The organism is Eggerthella sp. AM16-19, from assembly GCF_003474385.1.
In the GTDB taxonomy this organism is placed as follows: domain Bacteria; phylum Actinomycetota; class Coriobacteriia; order Coriobacteriales; family Eggerthellaceae; genus Senegalimassilia.
Genome location: NZ_QUCY01000040.1, coordinates 1 through 14,578, shown reverse-complemented (window position 1 = coordinate 14,578; position 14,578 = coordinate 1). Strand labels below are relative to the sequence as shown.

Sequence of the window (14,578 nt, the reverse complement as noted above, 5' to 3'; positions counted from 1 at the left end):
GGTCGGCGGCCTGCGCGCGCTCGAGGGCGGGGACTCGCTGCGGGGGCTCCCTCTTCTCGGCCTCGCAGGTGATCGTCCAGAACGGATGCGTGACGGCGGCCGCGCCGTTCATATCCATGAGGGTGGTGACATTGCATCCCGCGCACCACGCCTCCTGCTTGCGGTCGTAGACCGCGGCTCCGTCATATCCCTCGACATCGACGAGCCTCTTGGCCGCCCTCATGGCCTCGCCCAGGGTCTCGAAATCGCCCTTCTCGTCGTCGCCGCATAGGCAGTCGGTCGAGATGACCGAGAAGCGCGGGTACTCGATGCCGCCGACCTTCACGGTCTCGCCGAGGCCCTGCGATTTGATGTACATGCTGATATAGTCGTCGCGGTAGAACTCGGGGCAGGCGTCGATGCCGGTCTCGTCGGCCTCGTCGGTGAGCATATCGACCGCTGCGAGCACGGTGTCGCGCGCGCGGAAGCGCTCGGCATCGCCCCGGCTCCAGCTCAACGGGATGTCGTACGGGTTGAGCCCGTCGCATCGTACCGCGCAGCTGAGCCTGTTGGGGTAGGCCGCGATCAGCTCGTCGGCCGCGCCGTAGTCCCAGAGGGTGTCGCTGTAGAAGTCGTCGAGCGTGCCGTCCGCATCGATGCGGAACGCGTCGATGGCGAAGCCGTAGCCCGACGGCGAGAGCGAGTCGTCGATAAGCTGCGAGTGGAAGAACCTGATGGGCTTGCCGGGTTCCTTGACGACCCAGGTGGCCGAATCGCACAGGCAGTGCATCCAGTTGAAGTCCGGGTCGCTACAGGTCTTGAACATGGTGGCCTCCTTGGCCGTGGTCTGGTCCGAGATATCGAATGCCGCGGGCGCCGGCTAGCCCAGATGGGCGCCGTGCGAGGCCTTGGGGAGGTGGCGCGTTGGCACGTTCGCCGTGGCGTCGGCGCAGTGCTTGGCCGCGGCGGCCACCGAGCGCGGGTCCATGGCGGCTTGCGCCATGATCTTCTCATAGCCCTTGTCCATGAGCTCGGCGGCATCGCGCATGGCATCCGAGACGCCCTCCGCCGCGGCGGAGAGCACGAGCGGCACGCACTTCACCTTGTCTGCGAACGCCCGGCCGCGCGCCGAGATGTTCTGGACCGCGCGGGTGCAGGCGGCCTGGACGGCCTTGATGTCGCGGGACATGAAGTTGAGGCAGGTCTGCACCTTGGCCGAGCCCGCGGCGGCGAGCTCGCTGAACTTGTAGCGGATGCCGGTGCGGTCGAGCTCGCGGCTGAACTCGGCGACTTCCTCGCCGTTCTCCTCGATGGTGCCGTCCATGAGGGGCACGCACATGTCGAACTCCTCATCGGCGGCGGGCACGGGAGCGTACGGGCCGTGCTCATCGGCCAGGCCCGCGGCGGCGCGGTCGAGCTGCCTGTGGAACAGCTTGCTGTTCGTGCGCGCCATGGCGAGCGCCTGGTGGTTGGCGAGATCGACCACGTACTGCTTGACGTAGGCCTTGGCCGCGGCCGGGTCTCCGGTGATGATGTCGGTCTTGTCCGGGAAGTGCTCGACGAGCGAGGCCGCGAGCCGTCCGGTCATCTCGTCGGCCGAGATCCCGTCCATGGCGAGCGTGCCCGCGGTCATGCCCGCATGGGCCTGGGTGACGGACGAGAAGCTGCCCGTGCCGTCCGGGTTGACGCCGAAGTAGGCGGCGGCCTCGCGGCACGCCTGCGTCCAGACGCCCATCAGGGCGAGCTTGCAGTCCAGAATGTCGCTGTGGTCCATACGGAAGTCTTCTTGGTCGGGCATGGTTTTCCTTTCGACGGAAAGCTGGTATTACGGGCAATCGTATTCGCACGCGCTGGCGGCAGGGCATGCGAAAGCCCCCGTTTCCCGAACGGGAAGCGGGGGCTGACGGAAAGGAGACGCTACCTGAGGTTGAGCGAGTAGTTTCTGACGGGGGCCGCGGCGCTCGCGCAGGCCGCGGCCGCCGCGGCCCGGACGGGGGGCACCGCCGGGACGCGCAAGTCGATTGCCGCGCTGCGCTCCCTTTCGCGCTCGGCATCGAGGGGCTTGAACTCCACGATGTTGTCCGCACACGGCGGTTCGTCGATATCGTTCGCGGCACTCCGGACGGGCGCGGCGTGGCGCCCCCTCGTGCCGGTCGGCAGGCCCGATCTGAGAGAGGTGCCGATGCCGTTGATGAGGTCCCGCAGGCGCTCGTCGCTGTCGTCCGCGGCGGGCGCCTTCGCGGCCGCATGCTTCGGTGCGCTCGGGACCCCCTTCTCCGCGGGCGCATCCTCGACCTCGGGCGATGCCGCCGCAGGCGCCTGGCGGGGTGCGGCCGGGGCCTTTGCTGCGGCCGATTTGCCCCGCAGTCGGCGCATCAGGTCGCCCAGGGCCTGCGCGATGCGCTTGCGCCCGGCGGCGAGCACTTCGGAGACCTTGAGGCCGTGGAGCGAGGAGATCGTCTTGGCGGCCTGCTCGCGGGAGAGCTCCCCGATGTAGCCCGAGATGCGCGACTGCGCATCGAAGTCGGCGGGGACGGGGCTCCCGAGCTCGGCCAGCGCTCGCTTCGCGAGCAGGTCGACGCACTCGCGCCGGAAATCGGCGCTGCTCTTGTAGATGGAGGCGTTGGCGGCGGCAAAGGCGTCGAAGGCGGAGTTGAAGGTGTTCTTCTGGTCGGGCGATGCCGTCATGCCCATCGATGCCGTCAGCTCGTCGATGGCGTCCTCGAACGCGACGTCCAGCACCCGGCGGTACTCCTCGAGCCCGCCGCGGGCGGACTTGGCGGCGAGGTTGCCCCTCACCGTCTCGACCGCGCGTTCGCGCGCGGCTCCGACCGCCGCCATGAGCTCCGCATCGTTTTCCATAGCCGTTGCCACGAGTCGATATGCCTCCTCGATATCGATGCCGTCCCCGAGCCCAGATCCGATCATGCCGATATCGAGCGTGACCGAGCGTTGTCCCGACGGTGCGGGTGGTGCGTCCGACATGAGTCGACCCTGCCTTTCCAGAGGTTCAGATGGGCCTAGTAGCCCTGCTTGTAGGTGCTGCCGTAGACGTCCTGGTCATAGGAGCCGTACTGGCCGCGGATGCCGCCGCCATAGGTCTCGGGTCGGGCGTAGTCGCCCTGCTCGCGGGCATATCCTGCACCCTCTCCCTGGTAGCCGCCCTGGTATGCGTCCTGCTGATAGGTCCCGGATCGGTCCGAATCGGTCGCGGCCTCGCCGGGCTCGACAGGATATCCGGCGTCGGCCGTGGGGAGAATGCCGGTGGTGCCGGCATCGACGGCAGGCGCCGGGGATGCGTGGCTCTCGGCCTGGGCCTCCGCGGCGAACGCCTGGGCGACCGCGTCCTCGAACTCGGCATCGGTCTCGACGGTGGCTGCCGGGACGGGCGCGTCGTCGACCTCGGCCACGGGAGCGGCCACGGCAGCGGTCTCGAGGGCGGCGGCCGGCGAGGTCGCTGCCATGACGTTCTCGATCGCGACGCAGGCGTCGTTCAGGTGCATGAAGCTGTCGGGGGTCGTGACGTTGTCGTTGATGAACTTCTCGGCGAACTCCACGGATGCGTCCGTGTCGAGCTTGAACCCGCGGACGCTGTTCATAGCTTGCTGGTAGGCCATCTTCGAGATTCCCTCGGCCACGTAGAGCTGGCAGGGGACGGGCATGTCTGCGGCGTAGCCGTCGAACTCGAGGCAGGCGTTTCGCGCCAGGAACTCGCAGAAGCCGTCCACGATCTGCGGTGCTGCGCCGTAGAGATCGCAGATGTTGGCCGCGAAGGCGTCAACGGCGGACTTGAAGGTGTTGCTGCCGTCCTTGGAGAAGCCGAATCGGCACGCGGCGTCCTTGCAGGCATCGCCGAAGACGGGGATGAAGGAGTCCTTGAAGCTCTTGATGCGCTCGGCCCAGACGGCGAGAACGGCGTTGTTGAACGCCGCCTCCTGCGCCTCGGCGAATGCCGCGGAGAGCTCTTCGTTGCTCTCGAGCTCGGCATCCATGACGGCGTAGAGCCTGGGGAGGTCGGAGGGGTTGATCTTGCAGTTGATCTTCTTGGAGCGGACGCGCTCGGCCAGGGCATCGAAGCCGTCGAGCTCGAAGGTGACGTCCGGTCCGTCGAATTTCATATTTCCCATTGAGAGGCCCTTTCGGTGAGAATCGGTGGGGAGCTTCGATCACGGTATGGCCGCGAGCCGAAGTTTGTAACCCTTTTTCCCAATCGGGAAGCATTTCATACCGATATGCGGGCGCGATGCTCGATTTTTGGGAATTACCGGTGGTGCTTCTTCCGTGCGGAGGCCTGGGCCATGGAATCGGTATGCGGGACGGGGACGGTGAAACCCCGCTCGCGCCTGACCTCGCGGGCGTGCCGGGCAAGCATCATGGCGCGAAGGTCGATGGCTTCCTTGATCTTGTCGATCCTGCCCGGCTCGTTGGCGATGAAGGGGTTGCCGAGGAGGATGTCGCAGGCCTCGTCGGAAAAGCCCTTGAGAGCAGACGGATCGAACCACGAGAGGTCGCGGCAATACCTGTCGAGCTGGTCGTCGATCCTACGGGCGAACGGACGCATCATCCCGGCACGCGGCGTCGTGTAGCCTACGAACCTCTGCGACATATCGAGATCGCACCAAAGCGCCTCGCCGGTATCGAATATGGGGGCGGCACGGAGCCATTCCCTGCTCTCCGTGTCTATCAGGATGCCGAAGTTGTTCCAATGTCTGTCGAAGTTTGCCATGAGGTAGTCGATGGTCAGCATCTTCTCGATGTCCTCGCGGACTTCGAGTCCGTGGGCGGCGCAGGTCCCGATATAGAAACCATGCAGGCCGAGATCGGAAGGCCTCTTCGAGGAGCACAGGAGCGCGTAGGCTGGGACGAACTCGGTGAACTGGTCGGTCATGGTCTCGCAGCGAGACGCCCACTTCATAAATCCGCCGTCTTCGAGGCTGTAGGCTACGAAGTCTCTGTCATCGAGCAGGCGCGAGCACAGCACGCTGGCGATCTTCTCGTTGAACGGTTCCTGGAACCTATTGGATGGCCGACCGGCTTTGACGAGCACCCGGCGGCCGTCCTCGACCGTCCAGCGCTTCGGGAGGTTGCCGTTCAGTGCCGCATCGGGCGAGGACGCGAGGATATCCGCATTGCCCTTGATCTTCTCGATGAGCGAGGGGACCGAGGAGGCGTCGTGCGGCAGCAGCAGCTCGCCGAGCTCTTCGCTGAAATCGTTCTCGAAGCAGTTGACGTCGCGCCATGTCGAAGTCGAACCGACGGGGCGAATCCAGTATTGATCGGAGAGAGAGGTCCCGAAGCCGGAGGCCATGAGGGATGCGGCTGACGGGAAGCCGACTGCGCGCAGGCGCTCGACGGCATCGGGCCGAAAATCCGGTATGCCCCTGTTCTTGAACCAGCTCGAGAGCCTGTCCCTGGTGATGTTTCCCGATGGGTCGGTCGACATGAGGGGGGCATGGGCCGCATCGATGATATGGATCTTGCCGGTCACGGTCTGGTGGTCATGGTTCCAGGTGAACTCGGCGACCTCGTGGTCGCGGCACATGAGGGTGAGCCGCGAGAGCTCGGGTGTTCTGCTGTTCATCTTCTGGCTCCAATCCTCGCATTGCCGGTTGTATCGGTGTCGTCATTTTACAGCACGGGAGCCCCATGCGTGCGATACCGCCCGAAGGCAATCCCTACTCCCAGTGGCCGGCCACGTCGACGACCCAGTGCTTGCCGGTCGCCTGCTGCTCGTAATGCCCCTGGTCCTCGCTGGTGGTGTAGGAGTCATCGAGTAGGGAACCACCCTTGCCACCACTAACCATGTCGTTATAAACCCAGGTATTTGCAGCAGACTTTGAATCAAACGGCCCGACGTTACCGTTGGGGGTAACAACCCAGTAGCGCTCATGACGCACGTAAACGACATTCGGTACCCAGACCTGACCGTAGTCGGTCTCCCAATGCCCCTGCTCGGGGACCCACTTCTTCTGGGATTGCGCAGGGGAGGACCCGGACGCGGAGGATCCAGATGTGCCGCCTGACGCCTGCGATGCCGCGCCGCCCTTCGAGTCGTTCTTCTTGGAATCGGCCTTGCCGCCGGAGTCGTCGGCCTTGCCCGTGTCCGCCTTGTCGCCCTCGTCGGCCTTGGCGGCGTCGGTCTTGCCGCCGGCCTCGATCTTGCCGCCGGCCGAATCGGTCACGGTTCCCGCGTTCTGCTCGTAGCCGGAGTCGTGCACGCCGTCGGAGTTCCAGACGTCATCGGATATCACATGGCCGCCCGAGCCGTTGACGATGTCCGCGGTGGTGCCGCCGGACGGTGCCGTGGCGGGGGAGTTCGTGACGGCGACCTCGACGTTGCCTCCCTCGTCGATCGCGGCCCATGTGACGGTCTCGACCGTCTTGCCGCCGGTCTCGCATCCGTCGAGCGAGCGGGCGAGCGCGGCGCTGCGGCGGGCGGTGGAGTCCACGGTGGCCGCGGCATCGTCGCCGGCCCGCTGCGTCACGAGGACGCGGCCCTGGCCGGTCGTGACGGTGAGCTCGTCGGCGGGCGCGCCGACGTCCTGCCCGTCGAGCGTGAGCGTCGGGCATATCTTGGCGATGTCGGCGGGCGCGACGGATTCGGCGCCGGACGCCTTATCGCCATCGGTCTCGGTCTTCTCGACGGCGGACGGCGAGCTGTCGATCGGTTCGGGTCGGTTGGATGCGATGGCGATTCCGGCCCCGCCGATGGCGAGGACGGCGACGACACCGGCGCAGATTACCGCCTTGCGGCGCGCGGCGGGCTCCGCCAAGAGGTCGCGGATCTTGTCGATCGGGTTGTTCTTCATGGCATGGTCCTTTCGAGATATATGCCTGATGGTCTTTTCGTTTGTTCGGTCCCCTCCGGTGTGCCCCTAGCGCACCGAGGAGTATTCGGGGAGCGCGGGAATGCGCTCGCGGGGCGCGGACGGATGCTCCACGGGCTTCTCCTTCTTCGCTCCCGCCTGTCGGCGGCAGGCGGAGATGAGGGCCCAGGCCCCGCGTCCGACAAGGGCGACCGCCCCGATTGCGCATGAGGCGACGAGCAGGGCGAGCGACCCCGCGAGCTTGATGAGTTCATAGCCCAGCTTGATGAAGGGCCAGAGGATTGCGAGCACGAACGCTCCGATGATGATGGTGGGCAGCATGGGTCGGTCCTTTCCCTCGGGTTTTACTGCGTGCTCAGTCCTCGGTATCGGGAGGATCGAGCGGCGCGATGGCGACGTAGTCCTCGTTGCGCCGGCGGAGCACGAACGTGATCCGGTGGTCGTGGGCGTTCCGGCAGAACGCGAACAGGCGGCGCAGCACCCTCGTGTACTGGTTGCAGGCGTATTTGCCCGTTGTCCTGTATCCCGGGTCCACGGGGACGATGGCGACGTATGCCCGGCCTTGCTTGAGCACGGTGCAGGGCACCGACGTGTCGTGCACCCGCTTCGCGATCGAGGCGAAGTTGTTCTTGAGCTCGGTTATCCCCACCGACGCGGGCGGCGGCAGTTTGGCGCTTCCATCCATTTCGGCACCTCCTTCCGATAGTGCGTTTATCGAGATGGGAAGCGGTTTTATCGCTTTCTTACCTTTTTTATACCCGTTTTTATTCCCTCTTTTGTGCCTCTTTTCCATGGTGTGACATGTTTGCCGGAAAAATTCAGCCGACGAATACCGTGAGGGTCCTCGCCCTGCCGCCTGCGAAGTTTCCGGTGCAGGTCACGAGCGTGACGGCGCGCGTGGCGTGCTCGCACAGGTCGTCGCACCCCTCCGCCCTCGCGCCCGCCTGCGCCGAGAGGTCCGCGAGCCATGCCCGCGTCTCGGCGGCGTCGGTGAGGTCGAACCTCTGGATGCCTGCAAAGCTCTTGTCGACCGACAGCGAGAATGCCGGGTGGAGGCGCACGGTGCCACCGGCCGGCGTCGACCAGTACATGTCGCCGAGTGTATCGAACTTCTCCTGCCGCCATGCGTCCCTCAGGTAGGTGAACATCTCGCTGTCGAAGTTGAGGTGGTGTCCGTAGACGAGCGCATGCCGCCCGTCGGCCGTACCACGCGGGTCGAGGTAGGGGCATCCGGCGAACGACCAGTTCCGGTCGAAGTCATGGTTGAGGTAGAAGCCCTTCGGGTCGCCTTCCCTGGGCGAGACCACCGGGTAGTCGATCGGGGTGCCCTCGACGCTCACCCATGCGGAGATGTCGGGGTTCCGTGCGCGCAGGGCCTCCCAGTCGATGCCGCCGCCTTCGGCGGATCCCGCCTCGGCCGAGATCTCGCTGTAGACGGCGCCCTCGTGCAGGATCGTCCATCCGATGAGAGCGGCAGCGGCGAGCGATGAGGCGCATATGACAGCGAGGATGATATCGAGGGCCTTGCGTTTCCGTCGCGGTCGTCTCTTCATGGGAATCTCCTCTGTAATCGAAAAGGGGCCCGGCGCACGGTTGCGTCGGGCCCCGATGCGGGCTAGTCGGCCCTATCGTCAGTAGCGGTCGCGGATCTCGTCGCGGTATCGGTCATCGTACCCATACCGGTCGCGGTCGTAACCGTCACCGTAACGGTCTTCATGGCCGTAGTCTTCGGGGTCATAGCCATCGTCGTCCGGCTCGTCGTCCGCGGCGGACCCACGGGTGCGGCGGCGGTAGATGAGGGCCGCGGCCGCGGCGGCGGCGACGGCAAGCGCGGCGGCGAGGCCGATGATGACGTTGCGGCCGGTCTGGTCGAGGTTGGTCGGCGGTACCGTGACGGCCTTCGCCGTCTGGGTCACCTGGTCCTCGTCATGGCCTTCGAGTCCGTCGCCCCCGCCGTTGCGGAAGAGGTCCACGCGGGCGTAGTTGTCGAGCGCGCGGCCGGCGGTGTAGCCGTCGGTGGCCTTCATGTGCACGATGGCGGGCGCCAGGGCGGTCTCGGCCTTGCCGCCCGAGCTGTCGGGGCGGGAGCCGTTTTCCTTGGCCGTGTCCTCGGCGCTGGCGATATCGTCATGTGCGTCCTTGATGCCGTCGCGGTCCCAGCCTCCGTCGCGGGTGGTGAAGCCGCTCTCCACGCGGCCGTACTCGAAGCGGATGGCGGTCACGTGCTCGTCGTCCTCGAGTCCGAGGTCGGCCACGGAAAGCTCGGTGGCCTCGGTCGTGGACACGTCGGCGCGCCAGAGCTTCCAGCCGGTGAAGTCTACGGCGCGGCCGTCTTCGCCGAGGGTGGCCGCGGTCGCCTCGTCGGACAGCCAGGGGTTCTCATGGCCGTCGGACAGCGTCGCGTTGGCCCCGGACTCGTCGACATAATCCTCGGGCGTCTTGTCGGTCTTATACCAGACGTTCATCTTGCCGTCGTAGTCCTCGAGGGCCTGCGGCGTGGTGATCGAGGTGAGCTGCGCACGCCCGTCGGTAGCGGCGGTCAGGTCGTCCTCGACCGTGAACTCGTCGGTCCAGGTGTTCGAGGTCGAGCGGAAATCGATGGTGTAGGCATAGGAGCCGTCATTCGACGCCTTGGTCTCGGCCGTGTTCTGGCCGTCGCCGTTTGCCTCGGTGTCCTTGACGGTGGGGTCGGCGATTTCCTGCCGCTTGTCGATCTCGCCGCTGATGGAGATCGGCGAGTCGTACATCGTGACGGTCTGGACCTCCCCGGTCTTCTTCACCTCGAACTCGATGCTCTCGGCCTGGTCGTAGGTGGTCGGGGTGCGCTCCTCGGTGAGCGTGTACTTGCCGGGCGCGAGCGCATCGATCTCGTGGTCCTCGGCGGTCGAGGTCCACGAGTCGACGGTCTTGCCCTCCGAATCGGTGACGGTGAGCTTGGCGCCCTCGACCTCGGATTCATCGGTGATGTCGCGCTTGGAGATGCGGACCTTGGTGAAGTCGTCCTCGAAGCTCGCCTGTCCGGCTTCCCGGCCCTCGATTCGGCCGTCGGCGCCGACGGTGAAGGTCTTGATCTCCGGCGCCTCGACGTATCCGGCGGGCGCCTCGCTCTCGGCGACGCGGTACGTTCCGGGCGCGAGGTGCCAGAAATCGATCGAGCCGTCGGCGCCGGTCACGCCCTCCTCGGCGCTCTTGCCCTCCTTGAGCAGGATGGGCACGCGGCGGGCCTTGCCGCCGGCAACCAAGACGTAGGTCGCCCCGTCCTTATCGACCGCGATGCTGCCGGCGGGTTTGCCCGAGACGGTCAGGTCGTAAGTGCCGGCGCCGAGCCCGCGGCCCTCGTATGCCGAATCGGCATCGGACCAGGCGAGACGGATGGCGGGCATGGTGTATCCGTCGTCGGAGAGGGCGGGCTTGGCGCCGAGCAGGCCGGTCGCGACCTTGGCGGTGTAGGACTTGCCGGCCTCGATCTCGACCTCCTCGCCCTCAAGGGCATTGCCGTCCTGGGTGGCGATCAGGGTATACGTACCGGGTTCCATATCGACGGCATCGCTCCCGAGCGGGGTCTCCGGGCCGTCGGGTGATTTGAGGACGAGGGAGGTGCCGTCATCGGCCTCGGCCTTGACGCTTGCGCTCGCGACGGCCTTCCTGATGGAGACCTCGCTTCCGGCCTCGGCGCGCACGGCGAGGTTGCCGGCGGCGCTGTCGATCGAGATCTCGTCGTCGGCGTTCCAGACCTGGAACTTCGCTCCGGGAAGCGGGGTGTCGCCGCCCTTGACGGTCTTTGTCACATCGATCTTGGTCGCGGGGTCGGACTGGTCGGATACGGCCTTCACCTCGGCGGTGGCGCCGTCCTTATAGGAGAGGGTGAACGGGGTGGGCGTCTCGTCGAGGACGTGGCCCGAGGGGGCCTTGGTCTCGACGAAGGCGTAGGTCGCCGATCCGGCGCCGAGGTAGAGTTTCTTGGTGGTCGCCTTGCCGTCTTTGTCGGTCTTCACGTGGTCGACGACGTCGCCGGCCGCGGCGCGCACGGTGCCGTCGGGGGATACGATATCCTGCTGCGCCACGACGTCGTACTCGGCGCCGGCGAGCGTCAGGCCGTCATGCGAGCAGGTCTTCGTGATGGTGGCCTTGCCCTTCGCCTGCTCGTCTGCGACCTTGATGACGGTCATCGGGGATGCCTTCTTGTAGTCCTTGGGGACCTCGAAGCCGACGGCCTCGCCGTTGACGGTATAGGGCGCCACGGCGGAGATTTCCCTGATGGAGTACTTGCCGGACTTGAGGCGCTGCGGGATCGTGACCTGCCCGGCGCCGTCGGTCGTGAAGGTGTCGACGGTGCCGTTGGCGTCGTAGGGGTCGGCGAAGCTCATGGTGTCGCCGTCCGAGTCGAGCACCTGGAACTTGAAGCCGGAAAGAGGCACGGTGTTGCCGGTCTCGGCATCGGTCTTGACGATCTGGATGCGGCTGTTGAGCGTCTTGTCGATGACGGAGTAGTACTTCGTGGTGCCGTCCACCAGCTCGTCGGCCGAGATCGTCCAGTCGTCCACATGGTCGAAGCCCTCGGGCACCGTGGAATCGACCTCGTGGATCGTGTAGCCCGCGGCATCGTAGGGCACGGCGCCCGAGATGCCGGCGTTGCGCTTGCCGGAGCCGAACCACGGGCGCGCCGGGTCATCGGTCTTGTCCTCGGAAGCGGATGCCTCGTCGCAGGTTGCCGCGTCCTTGGTGGAGGCGAAGCCGGCATCGTTGGTCGTCAGGATTCCGACGACCTCGTCGGTGGTGTTCGAGATGATCTGGAACTGGACGCCCGCGGCGGCGTTTCCCTTGCCGTCGTCGGACTCCCAGCTGTCGTCCTCGCCGCCCTTGGTCTTGGCGATCTCGATATCAAACGAGACGGGATTCTCCTTGAAGTCGTCCTCTGGCTCAAGGTCGACAGTGCCAGTATTGGTACCTTCTCCCGGATGAACTTCATAGGTATGAATCTCGGTATCGAGCTTATATCCCTTTGGTGCCTTAATTTCCTGAACCGTTATCTTGCCAAAGGGAACATCGGTCACGAGAACATATCCGTCTTTATTGGTGGAAACGGTTTGCTCCCAGCCCGGGGTGGACAGAGAAGTCACCTTGTACTCGGCGCCCTCGAGGGTGGCGCCGTCCTGGGCGTCGCCGAGCGTTGCGGAGTCCTTCTTATCGATATGGAGCAGGACATAGCCCGGGTCGTCCTTCAGCTGCTCGGTCCCGGCGGAGTTGCCGGTCCTGAAGCCGATATGCCCCTCGTGGAGCGTGTAGCCGGCGGGCGCCTTGGTTTCGACGGCGTAATAGGCCTGGTTGGGCTCGAGGTCGAGGGCGGCGTTGCCCGATGCGTCGGTGACGATATGCGACACGAGCGCGTTGTCGGAGGAGCGGTAGATATCGTACTCGGCGCCCTCGACGGAGTACTCGGAGTTGCCGTCGGTGATGGAGACGTTGGCCGAGCACTTGGAGAAGTTGTAGCGGACCTTGTTCAGCTTCCATTTGATCTTGAAGAAGCCGGCTCCGGCCTGCGTGAAGGTGGTCGGGACGGTCACGCCGATGATCGCCTCGTCGCCGTTGACGGCGGCGATGCGCACGGTCTGGCCGTAGTCGTCGTCGGTGTGGACGGCCTGGTTGTAGGAGGGGTCGAGCTGGCCGGAGGGGTTCACGCCGACATGCCCGCAGGTGAGGTCCACTTTCGTCGCGCTGGGGATGGTGACGCCGGAGACCGTCTGCGCGGCGATCGTGCAGGTGCGCTCGATCGACCAGGCTCCGGACTGGAGGGCCGAGACGTCGACGTTCTGCGTGCCGAGCGCCTGGTAGATCGTCTTGGCCTCGTAGCGCCCGCCGGACGGGTTCTCGACCGCCGGCAGGGTGGCGCCGGTGGTGGTGCCGGTGTACCTGTTGTGGCCGGCGGTGTGGAAGGACATGCCGGCCCAGGGCGCGGACTGGAACTCCCAGGTTCCGATGTTCCACACGTTGCCGGCGAAGGCCTCGGTGGCGAGCGACGCCAGCCACGTTCCGACGTTCTTCTCGGCGTCGTTGGCGAGTTTGATGTCGACGCTGCGCACGCCGGCGGCGGCGATGAGGATGTCGAGCGTGCCGGTGTCCTTGTCGTAGGTCCACATGTCGAGGTCGCGCGTGTACTCGATGCCGTTGACGGTGACGGACTCGATCGTGGCGTCGGAGATCGACTTGCGGGCGGCCTTGTCGCGGGCGAGCTCGATCTGGGTGTCGGGGGACGAGACGTCGACCGAGGCGGTTCCGGACTTGGCCGCGCGGCCGTCGACGTTCTTCGCCTCGACCCTCACGGGGAAGGTGTTCGCCGCGCCCTTGTCGGGCGTGGCGTAGAGGAGCTGGATGCGGGAGGATGCGACCTTGTACTCGCCGGCCTTGTTCTTGACCGTGTACTTCTTCGGCACGTAGACGAGCCCGGTGGCCGCGTCGAACTTGAGGCCGCGGCGCATGGCGGCGTCGGCGTTGTTCTCCGATGCGCCCCAGTCGGCCAGCGTCGCGCCCGAGATGTCGGATCCGGCGCGGCCCACGAGGTAGTCGGACGAGTCGTCGAGGTCGTAGAGCACGGCATGGCTCACTGCGTTGGATTTCAACGCGTCGCTGTAGTCGCCCATGCCGTCGCCGTCCGTATCGGCCCACAGGCCGTCGAGCGTGGGCGAGGCGACCTTTCCGGAGTCGACCGTGGTGGTGGTGACGGTCAGCACGTCACGGCGCTCGAACTTGTCGAGGCCCGAGAGCGATTCGTCGAGGTTGGCCTTGATGTAGGCCTTGTCCGAGGCCTGCTTGGCCTGCTTGGCCGACGCATCGGTGGCGACGGCCTCGAGGGCGGCCGATCCGTTGGAGCCGTTTTCGTAGAAGGCGCACGTCACGGTGGTGTCCGTCTCCGCCTTGAAGGTGGCGCGGCCGTCCTCGACTTCGAGCTTTGCGGCCTCGGACCCGTCGCCGGCGAAGGCCGTGAGCGAGTCGGCGAACCAGCCGTCGTCGGGCGTGACCTCGACGGTCACGTTCGAGCCCTTGTCGACCGTGACCGTGTCGCTCTCGGCGTCCTCGCCTGCTATGGCGAGGCTGCCGTGCTCGCCGGCGGCGAGCGTCACGGTCACGGTCTCGGGCTCCGCCGCCTCCGCCCAAGCGGACGGCACGGCGGTACCGAGCAGTCCGAGCACCTGACTCAGGGCGAAGACGATGGACAGGGCGCCCACGCCGAGGCGCCCGAGCTTCGCGCGGGCGGTATGGCTGCCGCTTCCTGTATGCTTCATCTCGGCATCATCCTTTCCATGTCCTTGGCGCCGGCCGGGAGACCCCGGCACGGCGCCCGTAATCTGAGATATGTTACCCAGCCGATTGCCGGTCTACACCGGTGACCGCCGGGACTTTCCGAACGGGAAGCGGACTCCGCTCGCCCTACGCCCCGCCGTCTCCCTGGGGGCCGTTCCGGTAATCGCCCTGGGGGGACGCCTTGAGGCCGAGAAGGTAGTCGGCCGATACGTTGAGCGTGAGCGAGAGGCGCACGATCGCGTCGAGCGTGGGCGTGCGCTGTCCGTGCAGCGTCCTCGAGATGACCGCCTCGGACACGCCGGAGAACTCCGCGAGCTTCCTGGCGGTCATGGCGCGCCCCTCGAGCGCCGCGGCGAGCCGGCGCTGGCAGGTCGCGCGCAGAGCCGGGTTGATGTCGAGCTCGGCGAGGGGGACGCTGCCGTCCCCCTCGCGCGTGACGGCGGCCATGGCCTACCGCTTCCCGCGAGCGCGGC

The 14,578-nt window shown here is 66.3% G+C and carries 11 protein-coding genes; all 11 read right to left on the bottom strand.

Annotation, left to right across the window (positions count from 1 at the left end; translation table 11 throughout):
- On the bottom strand, positions 1–805 hold an 805-nt coding region (locus tag DW178_RS10775), incomplete at its 3' end, for a hypothetical protein (protein ID WP_147363864.1).
- 54 nt (positions 806–859) lie between these two features.
- Positions 860–1,777: a hypothetical protein gene (locus DW178_RS10770; RefSeq protein WP_118351438.1), complete on the bottom strand. Its 918-nt coding sequence runs from the start codon at positions 1,775–1,777 to the stop codon at positions 860–862.
- A 119-nt stretch (positions 1,778–1,896) separates the two neighbouring features.
- Positions 1,897–2,964 carry a hypothetical protein gene (locus DW178_RS10765; protein ID WP_118351436.1) on the bottom strand — a complete coding sequence of 356 codons (1,068 nt, stop codon included), beginning with the start codon at positions 2,962–2,964 and terminating at the stop codon, positions 1,897–1,899.
- 35 nt (positions 2,965–2,999) lie between these two features.
- A complete protein-coding gene (locus DW178_RS10760) occupies positions 3,000–4,106 on the bottom strand; it encodes a hypothetical protein (protein ID WP_118351434.1) in 1,107 nt (368 codons plus the stop codon).
- A 134-nt stretch (positions 4,107–4,240) separates the two neighbouring features.
- Complete coding sequence (locus DW178_RS10755; protein ID WP_118351431.1) at positions 4,241–5,560, bottom strand: hypothetical protein; 1,320 nt, start codon at positions 5,558–5,560, stop codon at positions 4,241–4,243.
- Between the two features lie 94 nt (positions 5,561–5,654).
- Complete coding sequence (locus DW178_RS10750; protein WP_118351429.1) at positions 5,655–6,788, bottom strand: hypothetical protein; 1,134 nt, start codon at positions 6,786–6,788, stop codon at positions 5,655–5,657.
- 66 nt (positions 6,789–6,854) lie between these two features.
- Positions 6,855–7,127 carry a hypothetical protein gene (locus tag DW178_RS10745; RefSeq protein ID WP_118351426.1) on the bottom strand — a complete coding sequence of 91 codons (273 nt, stop codon included), beginning with the start codon at positions 7,125–7,127 and terminating at the stop codon, positions 6,855–6,857.
- A gap of 34 nt (positions 7,128–7,161) precedes the next feature.
- Positions 7,162–7,491 carry a type II toxin-antitoxin system Phd/YefM family antitoxin gene (locus DW178_RS10740; protein ID WP_118351423.1) on the bottom strand — a complete coding sequence of 110 codons (330 nt, stop codon included), beginning with the start codon at positions 7,489–7,491 and terminating at the stop codon, positions 7,162–7,164.
- Positions 7,492–7,624: 133 nt separating this feature from the next.
- The gene (locus DW178_RS10735; protein ID WP_118351421.1) at positions 7,625–8,359 is read right to left on the bottom strand and encodes a class B sortase; all 735 of its coding nucleotides are present in this window, start codon (positions 8,357–8,359) and stop codon (positions 7,625–7,627) included.
- Positions 8,360–8,437: 78 nt separating this feature from the next.
- Positions 8,438–14,086 (bottom strand): SpaA isopeptide-forming pilin-related protein, encoded by a 5,649-nt coding sequence (locus DW178_RS10730; RefSeq protein ID WP_118351418.1) that lies wholly within the window; start codon positions 14,084–14,086, stop codon positions 8,438–8,440.
- A 145-nt stretch (positions 14,087–14,231) separates the two neighbouring features.
- Positions 14,232–14,552: a helix-turn-helix domain-containing protein gene (locus DW178_RS10725; protein ID WP_118351416.1), complete on the bottom strand. Its 321-nt coding sequence runs from the start codon at positions 14,550–14,552 to the stop codon at positions 14,232–14,234.
- Positions 14,553–14,578 lie beyond the last annotated feature (26 nt).

Excerpts from the sequence above, each read along its gene's own strand:
- DW178_RS10770 (WP_118351438.1), bottom strand. The coding sequence starts at position 1,777 with ATGCCCGACCAAGAAGACTTCCGTATGGACCACAGCGACATTCTGGAC.
- DW178_RS10765 (WP_118351436.1), bottom strand. The coding sequence starts at position 2,964 with ATGTCGGACGCACCACCCGCACCGTCGGGACAACGCTCGGTCACGCTC.
- DW178_RS10760 (WP_118351434.1), bottom strand. The coding sequence starts at position 4,106 with ATGGGAAATATGAAATTCGACGGACCGGACGTCACCTTCGAGCTCGAC.
- DW178_RS10755 (WP_118351431.1), bottom strand. The coding sequence starts at position 5,560 with ATGAACAGCAGAACACCCGAGCTCTCGCGGCTCACCCTCATGTGCCGC.
- DW178_RS10750 (WP_118351429.1), bottom strand. The coding sequence starts at position 6,788 with ATGAAGAACAACCCGATCGACAAGATCCGCGACCTCTTGGCGGAGCCC.
- DW178_RS10745 (WP_118351426.1), bottom strand. The coding sequence starts at position 7,127 with ATGCTGCCCACCATCATCATCGGAGCGTTCGTGCTCGCAATCCTCTGG.
- DW178_RS10740 (WP_118351423.1), bottom strand. The coding sequence starts at position 7,491 with ATGGATGGAAGCGCCAAACTGCCGCCGCCCGCGTCGGTGGGGATAACC.
- DW178_RS10735 (WP_118351421.1), bottom strand. The coding sequence starts at position 8,359 with ATGAAGAGACGACCGCGACGGAAACGCAAGGCCCTCGATATCATCCTC.
- DW178_RS10730 (WP_118351418.1), bottom strand. The coding sequence starts at position 14,086 with ATGAAGCATACAGGAAGCGGCAGCCATACCGCCCGCGCGAAGCTCGGG.
- DW178_RS10725 (WP_118351416.1), bottom strand. The coding sequence starts at position 14,552 with ATGGCCGCCGTCACGCGCGAGGGGGACGGCAGCGTCCCCCTCGCCGAG.